This is a genomic window from Streptosporangium sp. NPDC002524 (assembly GCF_040295985.1).
Taxonomy (GTDB): Bacteria; Actinomycetota; Actinomycetes; order Streptosporangiales; family Streptosporangiaceae; genus Streptosporangium.
In genome coordinates this window covers 13909-32815 of sequence record NZ_JBEOWK010000024.1, presented here as the reverse complement: position 1 = coordinate 32815, position 18907 = coordinate 13909, and the positions used below count along the sequence as shown (strand labels likewise).

16 protein-coding genes are annotated in these 18907 nt (G+C 70.9%); 7 read left to right on the top strand and 9 right to left on the bottom strand.

Annotated features, from left to right (window positions below; genetic code table 11):
* Window positions 1-129 precede the first annotated feature (129 nt).
* Complete coding sequence (locus tag ABT053_RS32860) at window positions 130-927, top strand: tyrosine-protein phosphatase (protein WP_350974383.1); 798 nt, start codon at window positions 130-132, stop codon at window positions 925-927.
* On the opposite strand, the gene ABT053_RS32855 is transcribed toward ABT053_RS32860, so the two are convergent.
* Entirely contained in the window at window positions 924-1982 is a 1059-nt protein-coding gene (locus tag ABT053_RS32855; protein WP_350974381.1) for a Gfo/Idh/MocA family oxidoreductase, read from the bottom strand. The two genes, ABT053_RS32860 and ABT053_RS32855, sit on opposite strands and share 4 nt — an antisense overlap.
* A 42-nt stretch (window positions 1983-2024) precedes the next feature.
* Window positions 2025-2933: a proteasome assembly chaperone family protein gene (locus tag ABT053_RS32850; RefSeq protein WP_350974380.1), complete on the bottom strand. Its 909-nt coding sequence runs from the start codon at window positions 2931-2933 to the stop codon at window positions 2025-2027.
* 102 nt (window positions 2934-3035) lie between these two features.
* Between ABT053_RS32850 and ABT053_RS32845 the strand changes: the two genes are divergently transcribed.
* Entirely contained in the window at window positions 3036-3428 is a 393-nt protein-coding gene (locus tag ABT053_RS32845; protein WP_350974379.1) for an ankyrin repeat domain-containing protein, read from the top strand.
* 71 nt (window positions 3429-3499) lie between these two features.
* Window positions 3500-4495 (top strand): 4-epi-cubebol synthase, encoded by a 996-nt coding sequence (locus ABT053_RS32840; RefSeq protein WP_350974377.1) that lies wholly within the window; start codon window positions 3500-3502, stop codon window positions 4493-4495.
* Window position 4496: 1 nt separating this feature from the next.
* Here ABT053_RS32840 and ABT053_RS32835 read toward each other — a convergent pair whose 3' ends face one another.
* Window positions 4497-6611: an ATP-binding protein gene (locus ABT053_RS32835; protein ID WP_350974375.1), complete on the bottom strand. Its 2115-nt coding sequence runs from the start codon at window positions 6609-6611 to the stop codon at window positions 4497-4499.
* Between the two features lie 478 nt (window positions 6612-7089).
* On the opposite strand from ABT053_RS32835, the gene ABT053_RS32830 reads away from it, so the two are divergent.
* Window positions 7090-7257, top strand: coding sequence for a hypothetical protein (locus tag ABT053_RS32830; protein ID WP_350974537.1), 168 nt, complete (start codon window positions 7090-7092; stop codon window positions 7255-7257).
* A 346-nt stretch (window positions 7258-7603) separates the two neighbouring features.
* Here the strand turns inward: ABT053_RS32830 and ABT053_RS32825 are convergent, their stop codons facing one another.
* Together ABT053_RS32825 and ABT053_RS32820 are read right to left on the bottom strand one after the other, a co-directional pair.
* On the bottom strand, window positions 7604-8560 hold the full coding sequence (locus ABT053_RS32825; protein ID WP_350974373.1) for an ABC transporter permease: 957 nt from the start codon (window positions 8558-8560) through the stop codon (window positions 7604-7606).
* Window positions 8557-11238 carry an alpha/beta fold hydrolase gene (locus ABT053_RS32820; RefSeq protein ID WP_350974371.1) on the bottom strand — a complete coding sequence of 894 codons (2682 nt, stop codon included), beginning with the start codon at window positions 11236-11238 and terminating at the stop codon, window positions 8557-8559. The genes ABT053_RS32825 and ABT053_RS32820 overlap by 4 nt, the downstream gene beginning before the upstream one ends.
* Before the next feature lie 360 nt (window positions 11239-11598).
* Between ABT053_RS32820 and ABT053_RS32815 the strand changes: the two genes are divergently transcribed.
* Window positions 11599-12627 (top strand): hypothetical protein, encoded by a 1029-nt coding sequence (locus ABT053_RS32815; RefSeq protein WP_350974370.1) that lies wholly within the window; start codon window positions 11599-11601, stop codon window positions 12625-12627.
* On the opposite strand, the gene ABT053_RS32810 is transcribed toward ABT053_RS32815, so the two are convergent.
* From ABT053_RS32810 to ABT053_RS32800, 3 genes are all read right to left on the bottom strand, one after another.
* Window positions 12585-13616 carry a CopD family protein gene (locus tag ABT053_RS32810; protein WP_350974367.1) on the bottom strand — a complete coding sequence of 344 codons (1032 nt, stop codon included), beginning with the start codon at window positions 13614-13616 and terminating at the stop codon, window positions 12585-12587. The genes ABT053_RS32815 and ABT053_RS32810 overlap by 43 nt on opposite strands.
* Complete coding sequence (locus ABT053_RS32805; RefSeq protein WP_350974366.1) at window positions 13613-14191, bottom strand: copper resistance CopC family protein; 579 nt, start codon at window positions 14189-14191, stop codon at window positions 13613-13615. The genes ABT053_RS32810 and ABT053_RS32805 overlap by 4 nt, the downstream gene beginning before the upstream one ends.
* Window positions 14192-14293: 102 nt before the next feature.
* Window positions 14294-15166, bottom strand: coding sequence for a carbohydrate kinase family protein (locus ABT053_RS32800; protein WP_350974364.1), 873 nt, complete (start codon window positions 15164-15166; stop codon window positions 14294-14296).
* A gap of 184 nt (window positions 15167-15350) precedes the next feature.
* On the opposite strand from ABT053_RS32800, the gene ABT053_RS32795 reads away from it, so the two are divergent.
* Both ABT053_RS32795 and ABT053_RS32790 read left to right on the top strand, forming a co-directional pair.
* Window positions 15351-16109, top strand: a complete 759-nt coding sequence (locus ABT053_RS32795; RefSeq protein ID WP_350974362.1) for a phosphoribosyltransferase — start codon at window positions 15351-15353, stop codon at window positions 16107-16109.
* Window position 16110: 1 nt separating this feature from the next.
* Window positions 16111-17169 carry a thiamine-phosphate kinase gene (locus ABT053_RS32790; protein WP_350974360.1) on the top strand — a complete coding sequence of 353 codons (1059 nt, stop codon included), beginning with the start codon at window positions 16111-16113 and terminating at the stop codon, window positions 17167-17169.
* Here the strand turns inward: ABT053_RS32790 and ABT053_RS32785 are convergent.
* Window positions 17163-18038 (bottom strand): viperin family antiviral radical SAM protein, encoded by an 876-nt coding sequence (locus tag ABT053_RS32785; protein WP_350974358.1) that lies wholly within the window; start codon window positions 18036-18038, stop codon window positions 17163-17165. The genes ABT053_RS32790 and ABT053_RS32785 overlap by 7 nt on opposite strands.
* Window positions 18039-18907 lie beyond the last annotated feature (869 nt).

Sequence of the window (18907 nt, the reverse complement as noted above, 5' to 3'; positions counted from 1 at the left end):
CCTTCCACTGTCCCCCATGGATAGAGGTATGGCGCATTTACGGATGGCATATGGGGACATCGGTAATTACGGAAACCGGCACCGGACGTTAACTGCCCGCGCGTAAAGCGACGTATAAACTCGAAGGTGATGAACGACTTCACGCGTTGGATCGATCTCGAGGGTGCCGCCAACGTCCGCGACCTCGGCGGGCTCGCCACGGTCGACGGCGGGACCACACGCTTCGGCCGGGTCTACCGGTCCGACAACCTGCAGGGACTGACCGGACGGGACGTCCGGCAACTCGTCGGCGACCTGAAGCTCCGCAACGTCGTCGACCTGCGCTCGGGGGCCGAGGTGCGCCTGGAGGGGCCGGGGCCGCTCACCGAGGTGCCGGAGGTGAGCATCCACCACCACACCCTGTTCGCCGAGGGCGGCGTGTACACCGACGTGGAGGCCGACACCATCGACGGCGACAGGGTGCTGCCCTGGACCGAGCGGGTCGAGGAGGATCTCGCCGAGCTCAGGGTGACCGGGTTCTACTACGCCTACCTCCGCGACCGCCCCGACTCGGTGCTGGCCGCGCTGCGCGCCATGGCCCTCGACGACGGGGCCGCCATCGTCCACTGCGCGGCGGGCAAGGACCGCACCGGTGTCCTCTGCGCCCTCGCGCTGGAGGTCGCCGGGGCCACCCGCGAGGCGATCGTCGCCGACTACGTCGCCACGGCCGACCGCATCGACGACATCCTGGCGCGGCTGCGCGCCAGCGACACCTACCGCGACGACCTCGACACCCGCCCGCCCGACGACCACCGCCCGAGGGCCGAGTACATCGAGCAGTTCCTGCGCGTCCTCGACGAGCGGTTCGGCGGCCCGCTGGAGTGGCTCGCCTCGCACGGCTGGAGCGAGGCCGACTCGCGGACCCTCCGCGCCCGCCTGCGCGACTAGCGGTCGTCGCCCAGGGTGACGACCCGGCGCTCGGCGGCCGAGCGGCGGGCGGCCTCCAGCACGGTGAGGGCCTCGACGACCTCCTCCGGGGCGACCGGCGGCGGGGCGCCCTCACGCAGGCACGCCAGCACCGCCCGGTAGAAGCCGGAGTAGGCGCCCGGCTCCGTGGGGACGGCGCGGACGTCGTCGGGACCGCCGTCCGCGCCGAGGGTGCCCCAGCGCTCGGACGGCTCCTCGCCGAAGCCGGGGGAGGCCGGGGTCAGACCGGCGCGCAGCTGCTCCTCCTGCACGTCCAGGCCGTACTTCAGGTAACCCGCCCGCGAGCCGAGCACCCGGAAGCGGGGACCCGGCCGGGGGGTGACCGCGCTGACCCACAGGTGCGAGCGGGCCCCGCCCGCGTGGGAGAGGGCGATGAAGGTGTCGTCGTCGGCGTTCACCCCGGAGCGGCGCACGTCCGACTCGGCGTACACGTCGACGGCCGGGCCGAGCAGCCGCAGGGCCTGGTCGACCAGGTGGCTGCCGAGGTCGTACAGCAGCCCGGCGACCTCCTCGGCCCCGCCCGTCTCGCGCCAGCCGCCCTTCGGCACCGGACGCCAGCGCTCGAACCGCGACTCGAACCGGGTGACCTCGCCCAGCTCGCCCGCCGCGACCAGGCGCCCGAGCGTGAGGAAGTCGCCGTCCCAGCGCCGGTTCTGGAACACGGTCAGCATCAGGCCCAGGTCGCGCGCGAGCCCCGCCAGGCCGCGCGCCTCGGCGGCGGTCGCGGCGAGCGGCTTGTCCACCACGACCGGCAGGCCCGCCCTCAGCGCGGCCTCCGCCAGGGGGACGTGCGTGCGGTTGGGGGAGGCGATCACGACCAGGTCGACGGAGTCCCACAACTCGGCGGCGTCACGGACCGCCCGCGCGCCGTACTTCCCCGACACCTCGGCGGCCCGCTCCGGATCGCCGGTGACGACCGCCGACAGTGTCAGGCCGGGCGTCGCGGAGATCAGCGGGGCGTGGAAGAACGCCCCCGCCACGCCGTACCCGACGAGGCCCACGCGCAGGTCGGTCATCGCGCGCCCGGCACGTCGTACGGGCGCCCGGTCCGGCGGAGATCAGTCACCGCGCTGCTCGTCGCGCTCGGCGAGGAACGCCTCGAACTGGGCGGCGAGCTCGTCGCCGGTCGGCATCTCCGAGGGCTCGGCCATCAGGCTCTCGCGCTCGGAGCCCGCCGCGAACGCGTCGTACTGCTGCTCCAGGCCGGTGATCGCGGTGGACAGCTCCTGGGAGGCCTGGATCTGCTCGGCGATCTCGGCGTCGGTCTTCTCGGCGGCCTCGCGCAGGCCCTCCAGCGGGAAGACCAGCCCGGTGCTCCTGGTCACCGCCTCCAGCGCGGTCACCGCGGCCGACGGGTATTCGGCCTGGGCCAGGTAGTGCGGGACGTGCACGGCGTAGCCGAGGGCGTCGTGGCCCTCGCCGCCGAGCCTGAACTCGATCAGCGAGGCCACGCTGCCGGGCACCTGGACCTTGCCGAAGGCGCTGGTCTGGCCGGTGACCAGCTCGGGGCGGCTGGCGTGGCCGGTGACGCCCAGCGGGCGGGTGTGCGGGACGGCCATCGGGATGCCGTGGATGGTCACCAGCCTGCCCACGTTCAGCCGGGTGACGAGCGTGCCGAGGGCGGCGGTGAACAGCTCCCACTCCCGGTCGGGCTCGGGGCCGCTGAGCAGCAGGAACGGGGTCCCGGTGGTGTCGTGGACCAGGTGCAGCGAGAGCTCGGGGCTCTCCAGGTCCGCCCAGTGGTCGGTGTCGAAGGTCATGGTGGGCCGCCGGGAGCGGTAGTCCAGCAGACGGTCGACGTCAAAGGTCGCCACGACCCGGTGCTCCAGCTCGTCGAGCAGGTGGGCGATGGCGAGCCGTCCGGCGCCGCCCGCGTCCACGAACCCGTCGAAGTGGTAGAGCAGCACCGGATCGGTCAGCTCAGGGACGTCTCCGCCGAGCCGGTAGAGATCCGTCGGGTCGAACACCGTTTTCCAGCCTTTCGTCGGTCGTCTCTTCAGCTCAACCCGTGGGGGGTCCGCTGAATTCCGCCTACCCTCGGCGATCACACGGCACCCTACCGGGGCACAATGGGTCACATGCAGTCTGACCCTGAGCTCGAGGAGTTCGCGACCCGTCTCTTCGGCCTGGCGAGGACCGGCGAGACGGAGCGGCTCCGAGCCTACGTCGGAGCGGGGGTCCCGGTCGATCTCAGCAACGACAGGGGCGACACCCTTCTGATGCTCGCCGCCTACCACGGCCATGCGGACACGGTCCGGGCTCTGGCGGAGCTGGGCGCCGACCCCGGCAGGGCCAACGACCGGGGGCAGACGCCGCTGGCGGGCGCGGTGTTCAAGAAGGAACCCGCTGTGATCAGGGCACTTCTGGAGGCCGGGGCCGATCCGCGCGCCGGGACCCCCTCCGCGGCGGACACGGCCCGGATGTTCGGCCAGGACGAATACCTGGAATGGTTCGGGCAGTAAGTCAGAAACCACGATATCCAGGTGTTTCCTGACGTATAGGAAAACGGGCGTCCTTCGGCCATCCTTGGGGAGTGGGAACTACTACTAAGCGTAGGTCAGGCCTGTCTCTCCGCATCCCCCCGTTACCCTGTCCCTTCCCCAGCGAGGTCAACCCCCATGTCGAGAGGGTCAACACCGAGACCCTCGACTGGCTCGTGGACACGGGCATCCTGGAGGACCCGGAGACCGTCGAGCGCTACCGCCAGGCCAAGTACGGCTGGCTGGGAGCCCGCACGTACCCCTATGCCGAACACCACACGCTGCGCCTGGCGACCGACTGGTGCGTGTGGCTGTTCGCCTTCGACGACGCCTTCTGCGAGTCGGGCCGCGGCGCCGGTGAGATGACCCGCGCCCTGCCCCGGCTCTTCACCGTCCTGGACGACCTGGAGGCCGGTCAGGAGGTCGACGACGTCTTCGCCAGGACGCTCCTGGAGATCAAGACCAGGATCTCCACGTACGGCGGCGACGACCAGCTCGACCGCTGGCGCACCGTCACGAAGGACTACCTCTTCGCCCAGGTGTGGGAGGCCGCCAACCGCGAGGCCGACGTCGTGCCGAAGGTGGACGACTACATCTTCATGCGGCGGCGCACCGGCGCCATGCTCACCGTCTTCGCCCTCATCGACGTCGCCAGCGGATACAGCCTCACCCCCGAGGAGTGGCGCCACCCCGACGTCAAGGCGATCACCGAGAGCGCCAACGACGTCGTCGTCTGGGACAACGACCTCATCTCGTACGCCAAGGAGAGCGACGGCGCCAACTCCCGCAACAACCTGGTGAACGTGCTCGCCAGGCACCGGGGCTACTCGCGGCAGCAGGCGATGGAGGCGATCGGCGCCATGCGCAACCGGGCCATCGCCGACATGGTGGCGCTGCGCCCCTCACTGGAGGCGCTCGGCTCCGAGGCGGTGCTCGCCTACGTGCGCGGCCTGGAGTTCTGGATCAGCGGCAGCGTCGACTACTCGCTGACCAGCTCCCGCTACACGGGCGCCTGGCAGCGGGAGGCGCCGCAGCCCCCCGCGGGATGACTCACCCCTGGACGACCTGACCGTCCTCGTGGTCTCCGAGCGCGAGGACGATCAGCTCCTCCAGGTTCAGCTTCCTGCCCTGGGCGAAGGCCTTCTCGTGGGCCTCCTCGCCGAGGACGCGCTTGCACTCCTTGACGCAGCGGTCGTGCTCGGAGTTGAAGAACGGGGAGCCCAGCTGCGGCATCCCGAAGGTCCGCCAGTTGGCCTGGCCGCCGCCCATCAGCCGGGCGGCGAGCGCCGCCTGGCCGTCCTCCAGCGCCTGCTTGGCCACCACCTCGATCGCGAGGCCGATCCCGAGCACGTCGTGGAAGTAACGCTTGAGCCGGAGCGCCTCGCGCGCGTTGGACATGGCCTCGGGGGAGCGGCCCATCGCCTGGTAGACGCTGGCGAGCGCGTAGATGGCGTACGAGCGCAGCCACAGCTCGCCGCGCTGGGTGCAGACCGCGATGCAGTCGCGCAGCAGCACCTCGGCCTCGGCCGGTTCGTTCTGGATGAGCAGGACCATGGACAGCTCGACGATCGAGGGCAGCAGGCCCGGGTTGAGCTCGCGGCCGCTCTTGTGGAACTCGATCGCCACGCCCAGCAGCGCGCTCGCCTTCTGCAGGTCGTTCTGCAGGAACGCGGCCGTGCCGAGCATCTTGGTGGCCAGGATGACCGCGCCCGAGTCGCCGACCCTGACGGCGTCGGAGCTGCACTGCTCCGCGGCCTCGATGGCGCCGGCGATGTTTCCCTGCGCGCTGTTGATGTAGGACAGCACCCACAGCGCCTTGCACCGGTCGGGGCTCGGCTGGCGCGCGAGCTCCAGCGTCTTCTCCAGGTAGAGCCTGCCCTCGCGGGCCAGCCCGCAGGCCACCCACATGAACCACAGGGAGGAGAGCAGCTTCAGCCCCGCCTGCACCTCGCCGGGGGTGCGCAGGCAGTGGTCGAGCGCGACGCGGATGTTGTCGTGCTCGTGGCGCATCCTGACGTACCAGTAGACCTGGCGGGCACCCGACCAGGCGTCCTCGCTCCGCTTGGCCAGCTGCAGGTAGTAGTCGCGGTGCTTCCGCCTGATCCCCGCGGTCTCGCCGAGCTTGTCCAGCCACTCCTCGCCGTACTGCCGCAGGGTGTCGATCAGCCGGTAGCGGTGCCCCGAGGGCGTGCCGTCGCTCAGCAGGATCGACTTCTCCACCAGGCTGGAGATGAGCTCCATGATGTCCTCGGACGGGAGGTTGTCGCCCGAGCAGACGTAGCGGGCGGCGTCGAGCTCGAAGTCCCCGGCGAAGACCGACAGCCGCGCCCACAGCAGCCGCTCGGCCGGCTCGCACAGCTCGTGGCTCCAGCCGATCGCGGCCCGCAGCGTCTGGTGCCTGGGCAGCGCCGTGCGGCTCGCCCCCGCGAGCAGGCTGAACCGGTCGGCGAGCAGGCCGAGGATCTGCTCCACCGACAGGGCGCGCATCCGGACCGCGGCCAGCTCGATGGCGAGCGGGATGCCGTCGAGACGGCGGCAGAGCTCGGCCACCGGGCCGATGTTGTGCTCGTCCAGCATGAAGTTGGGCACCACCGCGCTCGCCCGCGCGACGAAGAGCTGCACCGCCTCGTTGCTGAAGACGTCCTCGCCCGGGGAGTCGCCGGGGACCGCGAGCGGCGGGATGGTGACCGTGTGCTCGCCCCTGGCGTTCAGCGACTGGCGGCTGGTCGCCAGGATGGTGAGCCCCCCGGCGTTGCCGAGCAGGTCCTCGAAGAGGGCGCCGCACGCGTCGACCAGGTGCTCGCACGTGTCGATGATCAGGAGGATCTCGCGGTCGCCCAGCCACTCGACCAGCGTCTCGTCCGCCGAGCGGGCGGACTGGTCGGCGATCCCGAGGGCCGAGGTGATCGTGTGACGGACCATCCCCGAGTCCTGGAGGCGGGCCAGGTCGGCGAACCAGACGCCGTCCTTGAAGTCGGCCCGCATCTGGTGCGCGATCCGCAGGGCGGTGCGGGACTTGCCGACCCCCCCGATGCCGGTCACCGTGACCAGGCGGTGCTCGCCCAGCCGCTGCCGGAGTGTGGTGAGCAACCTGGTGCGCCCCACGAAGCTGGTCAGCTCGTTGGGCAGATTGCCGTCTCGCCGCCATCCTGCTGGCGTTGTCATGGCGCCTCACGGGGGGATAGCCGGAACCTGCCACCGCATCGTACCGTCTGGGCCCCCGCCTGTCCCCGGCGTCACAGGGAGCGGGGGACGGCTTTCCACGCGGAAAACGGGCTTTTCTCCCGAGGGGTGGGGGAGGGCTCTCCCGGGTCCTCGGAGGAGCGGAAAGGGCTTTTTCTCCGGGCCGGGGACGACCTCCGCCCGGGGCTTCGATCCGGGGCTTCGATCATCCGGGGCTTCGACCACAGGGCTTCGCCCGGAAGGCGTCGGCCGGGCGGCCGGAAGGTGTCGTCTGGGTGGCGTCGCCCGGAAGGCCGACGGCCTCTGTCCGGGAGGTCGGGGAGGTCGGGGAGGTCGGGGAGGCCCGGGGGAGGCATCGCCGGGAGCTCCAGGAGGTCCGGGAGGCATCGCCGGGAGGCCGGGGGAGGCCTTTGGCCGGGATGGGGAGGCGCGGGCCGCGAGGGTGGCTAGCATGGGGCGCGTGACAGTGCCCGAACCCGATGACCTGCGTCCCGTCGACCTCGCCGACGACGGGCTGCCGATCCTGCCCGACCAGACCGCCGACGACACCGATCTCGGCTGGAGCGAGTGGCGCGAGGCCGACGACGACGCCCGCCTGATCGAGGATCGCCCTCCCCACTGGGGGTGACCCACAAGCCCGCCGGAGGTGATCCGTCGATCCACCGGGGGTAGCCCACAAGCAAGCCCGCCAGGGGTGACCCGTCGATTCACCGGGGGGAACCACCGGAGGTAACCCATGGACCCGTCGGGGGTGACCGATGGGCCCGCTGCGGGTGACCCGGGCGGAGCCCCGCCGCGAGACCCCGCACACGACCTCCCGAGCCGTGGGATCTCCCGAGCCGTGGGACCTCCCCATGGGGACGTCCCGCGCCGTGGGATCGCGCCATAGGACACCCCTGCCGTACGGCAGGGCCGTACGTAGGACAGCCCCGCCGAAGGGCGCCCCTCCAGGGGCCCCGCCGGCAGGGGGTCCGCTAGGAGACCACGTCCTTGACGCGGAAGCGGCGGAAGGCGAACGCGATCAGGATCGCCGAGTAGGTGACCGAGACGGCCACCCCCTTGAGCATGCCGTCGTACTCCGGTTGCGGGGCCAGGGCGTCCAGCCACGCGGTGTTCCAGAAGGTCGGCAGGAACTCCCTGAGCCAGCCGAGCGCCTCGACCGCCTGCAGGATGTTGCTGACGATCACCAGGCCGACCGCCCCGCCGACCGCCCCCAGCGGGGAGTCGGTGCTGACGGAGAGCAGGAAGGCGAGGGCCGCGACCACGAACTGGCTGACCAGGGCGTAGCCGATCACCACCCCGAACCGGGGCAGCACGTCCAGGGCGGCGATCGTCTCACCGGTCCCCGGCACCCTGACGTCGTTCCACCCGAACGCGAGGGTCCCGGCCAGCAGGGCCATCACCGGCAGGCAGATCACCGCCGCCGCCGAGTAGCCCATCGCGACGACGAGCTTCTGCCGCAGCAGGCGGTCGCGCGGGATCGGGGCGGCCAGCAGGTAGCGCAGCGACGACCAGCTGGCCTCGCTGGCCACGGTGTCGCCGCAGAACAGCGCCACCGCGACGACCAGCAGGAAGCTCGCCGACACCGACAGGGCGAACGCCGCGAAGTTCAGCCCGCCCTCGGTGGCCAGGTCGGAGATGCGCAGCGTGGTGGTGGGCTGCCCGGACCCGGCGCCGACCTTGAAGGCGATCACCAGGATCCACGGCAGCGCGAGCAGCAGCCCGAACATCACCAGCGTGCGGCGCCGCTTGAACTGCCGGACGATCTCCACGGCGAGCGGCAGCGTGCGCCCCGGCGCGTACCCGCGCGCCGAGCCGTTCGCCGCGGCCCCGTTCTCCGGGGCTCCGCTCTCCGGGGTCCGGCCGCTTCGCGCGGGGCCGTCGCCCGTCGCGCCGGTCATGGTGCCACGGGCACCGTCGGTGTCGCTCACGCCTTCTCTCCGATCAGGTCCAGGAAGACGTCTTCCAGGCGGGTGCCGGAGCCGTTCACCGGGGTGCGGCTGCTCAGCAGCTCGGCCACGGTCCCGGCCGTGACGAGGCGCCCGCGGTGCATGACCACCACGTGACTGCAGGTCTGTTCCACCTCGGCGAGCAGGTGGCTGGAGACGATGACCGTACGGCCTCCCCTGGCGTAGCGGATCAGGACCTCGCGCATCTCGCGGATCTGGGGCGGGTCGAGACCGTTGGTGGGTTCGTCCAGGACGAGCAGGTCGGGCAGGCCGAGCATGGCCTGCGCGATGGCGAGGCGCTGGCGCATGCCCTGCGAGTAGGTGCGGACGGCGCGGTCCAGGGCCTTGCCGAGGCCGGCGATCTCCAGGGCCTCGGCGAACCGGGCGTCCTCGGCGGGCCGGCCGGTCGCCTTCCAGTACAGCTCCAGGTTGTCGCGGCCGTTGAGGTGCGGCAGGAAACCGGGACCCTCGACGAACGAGCCGAGCCTGGACAGGACCGGGGCGCCGGGCGTCACCCGGTGCCCGAAGATCCGCACCTCGCCGCCGTCGGGCTTGATCAGGCCCATCAGCATGCGCAGGGTGGTCGTCTTGCCCGCCCCGTTGGGGCCGAGCAGGCCGAGCACCTGGCCGTGCTCGACGGTGAACGACAGGTCGTTCACCGCGAGCTCCCCGTTCCGGTACGCCTTGGTCAGGCCCCGGATCCGCAGCGGTACGGCGTCCAGCTCGGGGTCGTGCTCGTCGGCGGCGCGGCGGCGTCCCGCGAGCAGCAGGACCGTCGCGACGACGAGGGAGAGCAGCGGCAGCGCCCAGATCCACCAGGCGGGGCCGGTCGAGGGGGTGCGCAGGGTGGCGTAGGTGGGGACGCTCACGGCCGGCGCGGCCAGGGCGACCTTGTAGACGGCCGGGGTCGCGGGGGTGCTGTAACCCAGGTCGGTGGTGGTGAACGCGACGCGCAGCCGGTGCCCGACCTCGAACCTGTGGTCGACGGCCGGCAGGGTCACGGTGGCCTCGCCGGTGCCGCCCTCGGGGATCGCGATCCTGACCGGGGCGACGAGCCCCTCGGGCAGGATCGGCGCCTGCGTCGCGCCCGCGACGTCGTAGAGCTTGGCGAACAGTGTCACCTCACCCGCCGCCGACTCCGCCTCGCCGCTGCCCGTAACGTCACCCGATGCGGTGTCGCCCGCCGCGGGGGACCCGGACGGTTCGGGCGTCACCCGTACCCGCACGGTCGAGCTGCCGGTGACCTGGAGCGGGGCGGTGAGCGGAGGGGAGTCGAAGGTGGCGCTCTGGCCCGCCATGTCGATCGAGAGGTTCGCGGTGGCGTTCCCGCCGAGGCCGCCGAAGCCGGGGACCGCGGAGATCGAGGAGGGCGACCCGCCGGGCGGGTTGGCCACCTGCTGGTCGGGCCCGCTGAGCGGCACGGAGGTCTGGCCGGTGCCGGACAGCCCCGGATAGCCGCCGGCGACGGCGTGCAGCTGGACCGGGCGCCGGGTGCCGGGGTCGCGCCCGCCGTCGCGGGTGACGGTGAAGGCGCCGCCTCCCTGGCCGGCCCCCGCGTCCTCCTTCAGGTGGCGGTCGAACCAGCCGAGCGTCCTGTCGTGCAGCCAGTCGACCTCGCCGTTGCCGCCGTCGTGGCCGCCGTCGAACCAGGCGACCTCCACCGGGGCGCCGGTGGCGGCGATCGCCTTCGCGTTGGCGTCCGCCTGGCCCAGGGTGAACAGCGAGTCGCGCTGTCCCTGGAGCAGCAGCGTCGGCACCTTGATCCTGCCGGGCACCGAGATCGGGCTGGACCTGCGCAGCGTCTCCACCGCGTCCGCGGTCGCCCGGCCGCTCTCGGCCACCTTCTGGTACATGTCACAGATCTCCGGCAGGAACCGGCCGCACCGGACCTCCTCCGCGGTGAGCGGCCGGGGCGGGGCGGGCGGCGGCCCGTCCGCGCCTTCCTCGCCCTCTGGGCTCTCCGCGCCCTCCGCGCCCTCCGCGCCCCTCCCGAGGGCGGCGAGACCGGCCGCGCCCGGCGTGGGACCGCCGCGGCTGAAGAACAGCCCGGCCCACATGCGCTTGAACACCCCGCTCTCCGGGCCCTGCCCGGTGGCGTTCGGGAACAGCGCGTCGGCCAGGTCGTACCAGGTGATCTGCGGGACGATCGCGTCGATCCTGGGGTCGTGGGCGGCGGCCATCAGCGCGATGGCCCCGCCGTAGGAGCCGCCCGCGACGCCCACCCGCGGGTCGCCCGCCGCGTCGAGCCGGACCTCGGGCCGCCTGGCGACCCAGTCGACCAGCTGGCGCACGTCCTTGACCTCGTAGTCGGGGGAGTTCAGCGCGATCTGCCCCGAGGAGCGGCCGAAGCCGCGCGCGGACCAGGTCAGCACGGCGTAACCGTCCCGCGCCAGCCGTACGGCGGCGTCCCGCACGCTCTGCTTGCTGCCGCCGAAGCCGTGCGCGAGCAGCACCGCGGGGGCCCTGCCGCCTCCGGCCGGGGGGAAGAAGCTCGTGTCCAGCGTGACCCGCTGGTCGTCACCCGGCCCGTCGACCACCGTGATCATCTGGTTCTGGGCCCGTACGTCCGCCTCGGACGGCCACACCAGCCAGGCCGCGACGCCGACGACCAGCACGGCGACCAGCGCGACCAGGACGGTCCGTTTTCCCCCACGTTGCATGACGAGAGCCTACTGATCGGAGCTGAGAGCCTCCTGAGACCGTTCTCAGGAGCGTTCCCGCCGGTCAACCACCGGTCGGCCATCGGTCGGCTGCCGGTCAGTCACTGGGGCCGGTGGCGCGGCCGGACGCGGGTGATCGTCCATGCGGAGGAAAGGAGGCGGCGGCCCCGGTGCTCAGGGTTATCCCCGATTGCGGAGCGAGGTAAAGGAGCGGCATCATTTCGACGCGTGAAGCCAGTAGAGAGCCTTCGAAGAAGAGCCACTCCCGTCATCGAGTGGGCTCTGCCGTATTGGACGCGCGGGAAGGCCGGCAGGGAGACCCCGGAGGATCTGTTCAGGCTCCTTTACCTCGGGTGGCTGGTGGCTTTCTCGTTCAAGGTGCTCGGGGCGTCCTGGGACGTCTCCTGGCACTTCAAGTGGCTCCGCGACGACCTCGCCCCGCCGCATCTCCTCAACAGCGTCGGCACCGCCATCGCCCTCGCGCTCACGATCATCCACATCTACACCGGCTACGGGGTGGACAAGCTCGCGCAGCGCCTCATCACCTGGGGCACGGGCGTCTTCCTGGTCGCGGTCCCGCTGGACCTGATCAACCACCGGATCAACGGGCTCGACATCACTTCGTGGAGCCCGTCGCACCTGATGCTCTACGTCGGCACGCTCTTCATGGTCTGCGGCGTGATCCGGGGCTGGTTCGTCCGGGCGGTCCCGGGGCGGACGCGCACGCTGGTCCTGGGCGGGCTCTTCGTGTTCCTCATCGAGAACGTCTGGTTCCCGGCCCAGCACCAGGAGTACGGCGTGTACAGCATCGCCGCCTGGGACCGGGGCCAGCCGGAGGCCGAGCCGATCCTGATCAAGTTCGCCGCCGACCAGATCGGCCTGCCGGTGGACGACAGGGCCGTGGCGCTCCACTTCGCGCTTCCCGTGCCCGACCAGCTCTACCCGCTCTACGCGGTGATGGCCGGGATCATGGTGGCCGTCTACGCCCGCGCGATGATCGGCCGGATGTTCTCCGCCACCGCCGTGGTCGGCGTCTACATCGTCTTCCGCGCCCTGATCTGGCCGCTCCTCGCCGTGGCCGACTTCCCGCGCTCGGCGATCCCGGTCTTCCTGATCGCCGGGGCGCTCGCCGTCGACCTGGCGTTCCTGATCAGGATGCCCGTGGTCAGGGCGCTGGCCGGCTCCGCCGCCGCGACCCTCCTCGTCGACCAGGCGCTGCGCCTGCAGCACTCGGCGTTCATGGCGCCCCCGCTGGTGCCCCCCACGACCATGCTGGTCGGGGGGGCCGGGCTCGCCGTCCTGTGGCTCGCCGCCGAATGGTCGTTCAGCCGTCACACACTGCGGGCTCAGGAGAGGGAGGCGCTGGTCAGCGCGACCGCGACCCCGTAGGCCAGTCCCATCACGGCGATCTCGGCCGCCGCCCACCCGACGACCGCCGTCACCCGCCGCTCGGCGATGTGCGGCAGCAGGCGGAAGCGGATGTGGGCGGCGAACGGGACGAGCAGCGCCACGCACGCGGCCTTGGCCACCACCAGCAGGCCGTACTCGTTGGTCAGCAGGGCCCCGGGCAGCTCCACCCCCGGGGTGAGGGCCATCGTGGCCAGGCCGTTCACCAGGCCGGAGAGGCCGACCACGAGCAGCGCCAGGGTCGCGAGCCTGGAGAACGCAGGAAGCACCCGGGCCAGCAGTTCCCGGTCCCCGGCGACCAGCAGGACGATCGTGAGCAGGCCGCCGGTCCACGCCGCCGCGCCCATCACGTGCAGCTCCATCGAGATCATGATGGGGTCGTGCCAGACCGAGTCGACCGCGTGGCCGGTGACCGGGATCGGCAGCAGCCCGAAGAGGGCGACCACGATCCGCAGCTCGGCCGGGACCTTCTCGCCGTACCGCACGGCGAGCAGCCCGATCCCCGCGTAGGACAGCGCGCAGGCGGCGCTGAAGAGCATGCCCTGCCCGGCGCCGACGCTGTCGACGTACGCGGCGATCATCCCGGGGGTGGGGACCAGCCCGGGGTTCAGCTCGGCCGTCTGGAACACGATGACGACCAGCGCCAGCAGCGCCCACGCCCAGGCGAAGGTCACGGCCATCGGCCGGGCCCGGCGCATCACCGGCTCGGTGCGCTCCGGGTCGTCGAACCCGAGCAGCTTCGGCAGCAGGCTGAGCCCGACCACCGCCACCGCCGCCAGGTCGAGCAGCACCCGCAGCACCGGCAGCCCGTACTCCACCAGCGGCCCCGGGATGGCGATCCCCGGCACCGCCTCCTGGCGGGAGAGCGCCGTCGCGACCAGCACGGCCACCAGGGCCGCGGACACGAACCCGCCGATCACCAGCCTCCTGGCGGTGCCGGCCTCGGCGGCCCGCTCGACGGTCACGGTCATCCCGCCCCCCCCTGCTCCCTCGTACGGCGCATCGCCACGACGGTCGCCCCGCCCAGCAGGACGATGGAGCCCGCGATCCACAGCACGGCCATCCCGGCCCCGCCGTTCTGCGCGGCCTCGGCGGCCTGGGCGCCCAGATCGGGCTCCTGCGGCGCGGCGGCGGAGACCGCGGGGGCGGAGGTGGCGGGCGCCTGGGCGGAGGTGCCCTGGCCGGGGGAGGTGAGGGTGAAGGTGATCTTCTTGGAGACCGGGTGGCCGTCGGAGGAGAGGATCCGGTAGCCCACCGCGTACACCCCGGCGGGGCCGAGGGGCTTCACCCCGACGCTGACCTCCGACCTGTCGACGGTGGTCTTCCCGTCCTCCCAGCGCGTGCCGTCCGGGCCGATCACGCTGATCTGCGCGAAGCCCTGCCGGACGGGCTGGTCGAAGGTGAGTGTGATCTTCTCGGGGCCGGTGGCCAGCTCCGTACCGTCCTTGGGGTCGCTGCTGATCAGCACGTTGTGGGCCTGCGCCGGGGCGGCCGCGCCGAGCAGCGCGGCGGACGCGAGCAACAGGACCGTGAGTAGCCGCCTCACCGGTCGTGGCCTTCCTTTGGGATCGTCATGACGAATGACATGCTCCCACCACCGTCTTTCGCCCGGAACCTGGAAGGGCGGAGCCCCCTGCCCGCGGGGCCTTCAGCACCGGGCGGCGGAGGCCCGGTCGCGGGGGTCCAGGACGTCCGACCTGATCTCGGACAGGACGCGGAGGAGCCGGTCGCCGTCGACGCCGAACTGGGTGACCTTGGCGGTCGCCGCGCGGACCGCCTGGCGCAGAGCGGTCACGCGGTCGACCGAGGCCAGGCGCAGGGCGAGGAAGACGCCGGCCAGGATCTCTCCCGCGTGGGTGCTGTCCACCGGGACGACCGCCTCGGTGGCGGCGTGCCAGGTCCGCCCGGCCTCCGAATAGGAGGCGCCGCGCCCGCCGTGTTTCGTGACGACCGGCGTCCGCGGCAGGGTCTCGCCGGGGAAGAGGAGCCGGCGCTCCTCGTCGTTCAGGAAACACAGGTCGCAGCCGAGGAGGGCGGCGCGGGACCGCCCGGGATCGGTCTCGGCGTAGTGCTCGAACGCGTCGCCCGAGACGGTACGACGCCCCGGGAGCGCCCGCAGGAACCCGAGCCACTCCAGTTGCTGGGCCGGCGGCGCGGTGCAGATGTGCACGTGCCCGGCGCTTTCGTACTCCCTGGGAAAACAGGAGAGGGCGGTCCGGGACGCGACCCCGAGGTCGGCGTCGAACGACCGCTGCCCGTCGGCGTGCTGGACTATTCGGAAATGGGCCGAGGGGCCATTCAGAATCCCCACCCCGCGGGTGTCGACACCCAGCCGCCGGAGAGGCTCCGGATCATAATCGGTGCCGACGGCGGAAACGAGCCCGATGCGTTCCGGAGTGAGAAGGGAGGCGCCCCGTACGCCTCCGTACCCGGCGCCGCCTGGACCTCGTGTTTCGCCATGTGGGGAGCGTTCGTCATTAATACCGACATGTCCTATGATCACGAGGTCGACCACTGACATCTCTTTCATCCGGCTACGGCGGTATTCGGCTATCCCAGCGTACCGCCGACCGGACTTTCGGGCCAGCCTGAATTAATTTGTGGCCTCATATCCCAATGATTAGGGACTTTACGGGGTGGCGGCCGTCATCCGGGCCGATTATTCTTGACTCCCCCTTTGGGAAGAGTCCGATATGGATATCGCTTTGTTCGTGCTGGCGGTAATAGCATCCATAGTTGGCGTGCTGACGTTGTGGGTCAATCTCAACCAGTATCGGCTCCAGGTGTCGCGGGAGTCCGGCCTCCCGGGGGAAAGGCTGGACCCGGCGGAGGCCGGCAGGATTCTCGGTGACGTCGTCCCCGATTCCGTGCGCGCCGTCGCCGCGAATCACATCTTCATAGAGTCGGAGAAGAAGGGTGTCGGTTACATCGACAAGCAGGAAATCGGCGTCTATCTCGACCTGCACACCGCCTCCTGCGACCCGCGGAAACGCGAGACCCTGGCGACGGCCATGGAGGAGTTCGTCAGGAAGACGATGGGACACGGTTATCTCAGGGGGGCCTCGATCGCGTCCCCGCGTGAGGGAAACCTTCTCGTGGGAGCCGCGGCGGCGCAGCGTCTCGGGCTGAACTTCCTGATGATCAGGACCGGAAGGGCCCCGAGATTCGGTTATCCCATCGAAGGGATCTTCTCTCCGGGATCGACCGTGATCCTGGTGGACGACCTCTGCATGGAGGCGACGTTCCTCACCCGGTGCGTCAGGCTGCTCCGGCGATACGGCCTGAACGTCTCCCACTGCGTCTGCCTGTTCGAGAGGCTCGACGGAAACGCCAGGGAGGGGCTCAGCGGGGTCTCCGTCGAGCTCCACTCGAAGTACCAGATCGACGACGACGAGCTGGCCCGGTTCCAGCGGTACGGCGAGAGCGCCGCGGGCACCGACGAGCGGAAGAAGGGACAGAGCTGAGATGACCGGCGATCTGACGTCCTTGGGGGAGAAGGGTTTCCTGGCCGGCCTGCTTCCCGGGCTGTACTCCGATCCCCTGCTGGTGGGGGGGTTCGGGCACGACGCGTCGGTGATCGAGCTGCCGGACGCCCCCTTCAACCTCATCCAGAAGATCGACCGTGCCTCGTACCCGGTGGCGCTCAAGGAGGGCTGGTCCGGATACCGGAGCTGGGGAAGGATGGCGATCACCGCGAACTGCAGCGACATCCTGGCGTCGGGCGGGCGGCCGGTGGCCTGCATGATGGCGATCATGGTGCCCGGCACGGAAAGGGCCTCGGACGTGCGGGACATCGTGCTCGGTGCCGCGGACGAGTGCCGTTCCCACGGTGTGGTCTACGCCGGCGGCGACACCAAGGAGGCCCGCGACCCCCATGTGGTGGGCACCGCCGTCGGCGTCATCGAGAAGGACGCCTTCCTGCCCAGAAACACGGCCAGGCCCGGTGACCAGCTGTTCTGCGCCGGACTCGTCGGCGGTTTCGCCGGGGCGTACTTCATGCTCAAGAACGTTCCCCGGGAGGACCGGGACCACGGGGCGGAGAGGTACGTCGAGTATCTCGCCTCCCCCGTCGCGCAGTGGCGCGCGGCGGAGGAGGTGAACAGGAGGAGGGCGGCGCGCTGCGGCATGGACGCCAGCGACGGGATACTGGACGTGCTGCAGACCTTCTCCTCCCCGGGCGTCCGGGTGAGTATCGACCTCGACCGGATTCCCTATCACGAATTCGCCGTCGAGTGCGCCCGCAAGACCGGCATCCCGCTCACGCAGCTCATCTTCGGCGGCGGAGACTGGAACATCCTGTACAGCGTCCCTCCCGGCCGGGCGGAGGAGCTGCGCGGCCTGCGCGGCGGCCCGGTTCCCCTCTACCACATCGGTGAGATCACCGAGGGAGGCGGCGTGGCCGCGCGCGACGGCGACGGGACCGAACACGCCATCCGCGGAGTGGTGAACGAACACTTCAAGAGCAGGATCGAGGATGCCTCCGGCTTCATGGACAGCATCGAGAAAGGAAGGTTCGTTCAGTAGAGCCCGCCGCGGGCCAGGAATTTCCGACGGCTCACGGTGACCTGGGAGACGGCCTGCCGGACACCGACCCTGAGAATGGGCTCGCTGTAGGTGTAGCCGTTCCCGATCGCGTCGAAGAAGCGGCCGGCGGGATCGACCATCGCGTAACTGCCGATCATCGCGTCGTTGTCCTCGGGGACGACCCGTATGCCGTACGCCTCCACGGAGCGGCTCCGTGCGACGAACCGCGCGAACTGGCCGGGGGTGACCAGCAGGGGTTCGACCTTTCCCGAGTTCTGGCCCTGGACGGGGAGCACTTCGAATATCTTCCACCGTTCGGGGCGGGCGGCGACGATGAATCCGGTCAGGTCCTCCAGGTGGTTGGCGGCGGTGACCACGGTATTGATCTTCAACCGGAGGCCCGCGTCCTTCAGCCGGTCGCACAGATCGAGATAGTGGCGCTCGTCGGCGGCCCTCGCCGCGGTCATCCGGCCGATCAGGGCCAGGGTGCCGCTCCGCACGCTGTCGACGCTGACCGTCACCCAGTCGAGGATTCCGCGCAGATCCCGGATGGTCCCCGAATCGATCAGGCTGCCGTTGGTGACGAGCGCGGTGGTGAGACCGAGGCCCTTCGCGAGCCGGATCAAATCGATTATCCAGGGGCAGAGCAGGGGCTCACCGCCGGCGAAGGTGATTTTCGTGAATCCCGCGTCCGCGAGCAAGGTCACCACGCGTTCGGCGTCCCGCCGGGGCAGATGGCCTTCGGGAAGAACCGTGCCGCGAACGTCGCGGAAGGTGGCGAAGCAGAAACGGCACTTCATGTTGCAGGGCTGCCACAGGTGGAAATTGACCGTCTCAACCGGCATCCGGGCGTTAGTCAAGATCGCCATTCAGCTCCATATCGGCCAAGGCATCTTCGCTGCCAAAATGTTAGTTCACCCTGTCGTCGTTAGCCAGTCCGGTGACAAAGCGGGCCCGGCCGATAATCGATTCCCGGGTGACCGGTGAACCGTGAGCGCGACTCCACGCCATTTCCGGCCATGGCGGGAATCTTTTTAAGGACTTACGTCTCGTGAAGTGCCGGGACGATTGATACACCGGTGGTGTTCCCCTCCTCAGCACGGCGGGGAAAGACACCGCCGGGAAAGGCGCGGCCTGGGAAGGCACGACAGGGGAAGACATGGCGGGGAAAGGCGTGGCCGGGGAAAGGTGCGGCCGGGGAAAGGGGGCGCGGTCGGCCGGGGCCGGGGAGCCGTGCCGCGGGACGGCTCGCGGCGGACGGTCCCGTCCGGCGGCCGGTCGATGGCGGAGCCGCGGTCCGGTCGGCTCGGTCGGGCGGCTCGGTCGGGCGGGTCGGACGGGCGGGTCGGTCGGACGGGACCGCCGGGGCCGGTGCTCCGTGACCGGGGCTCCGTGACCGGGCCCCAGGATCGATGCTCCGGGTGACGCGGGGCGCGGGGACCGGAAGGGGGAGTCGATGACTAAGAGGATGACAAATGTTCAAAAGTTAAGAATAGGCTGATTTGTCTGGTAAAAGCCTTTAAATGATAGTTTGCTTGGGTTTATCGCGCTGGAAAACAAGCGTGAAACCTTGACGAATTCGGCGCGTGATCCTTAGCCTCGCTTCAAGCAGCGTCACCGATTCTCCGTGCTCACGCGCGGTGGAGAGGCCGCCGTGCCTCCGCGCGGTGTGAAGGCGGGCGTGTGGCCGGGGCGCGTCGCGCCGGGGCGTTCGCCCGTCCCGGCACCGGAGCCGTTC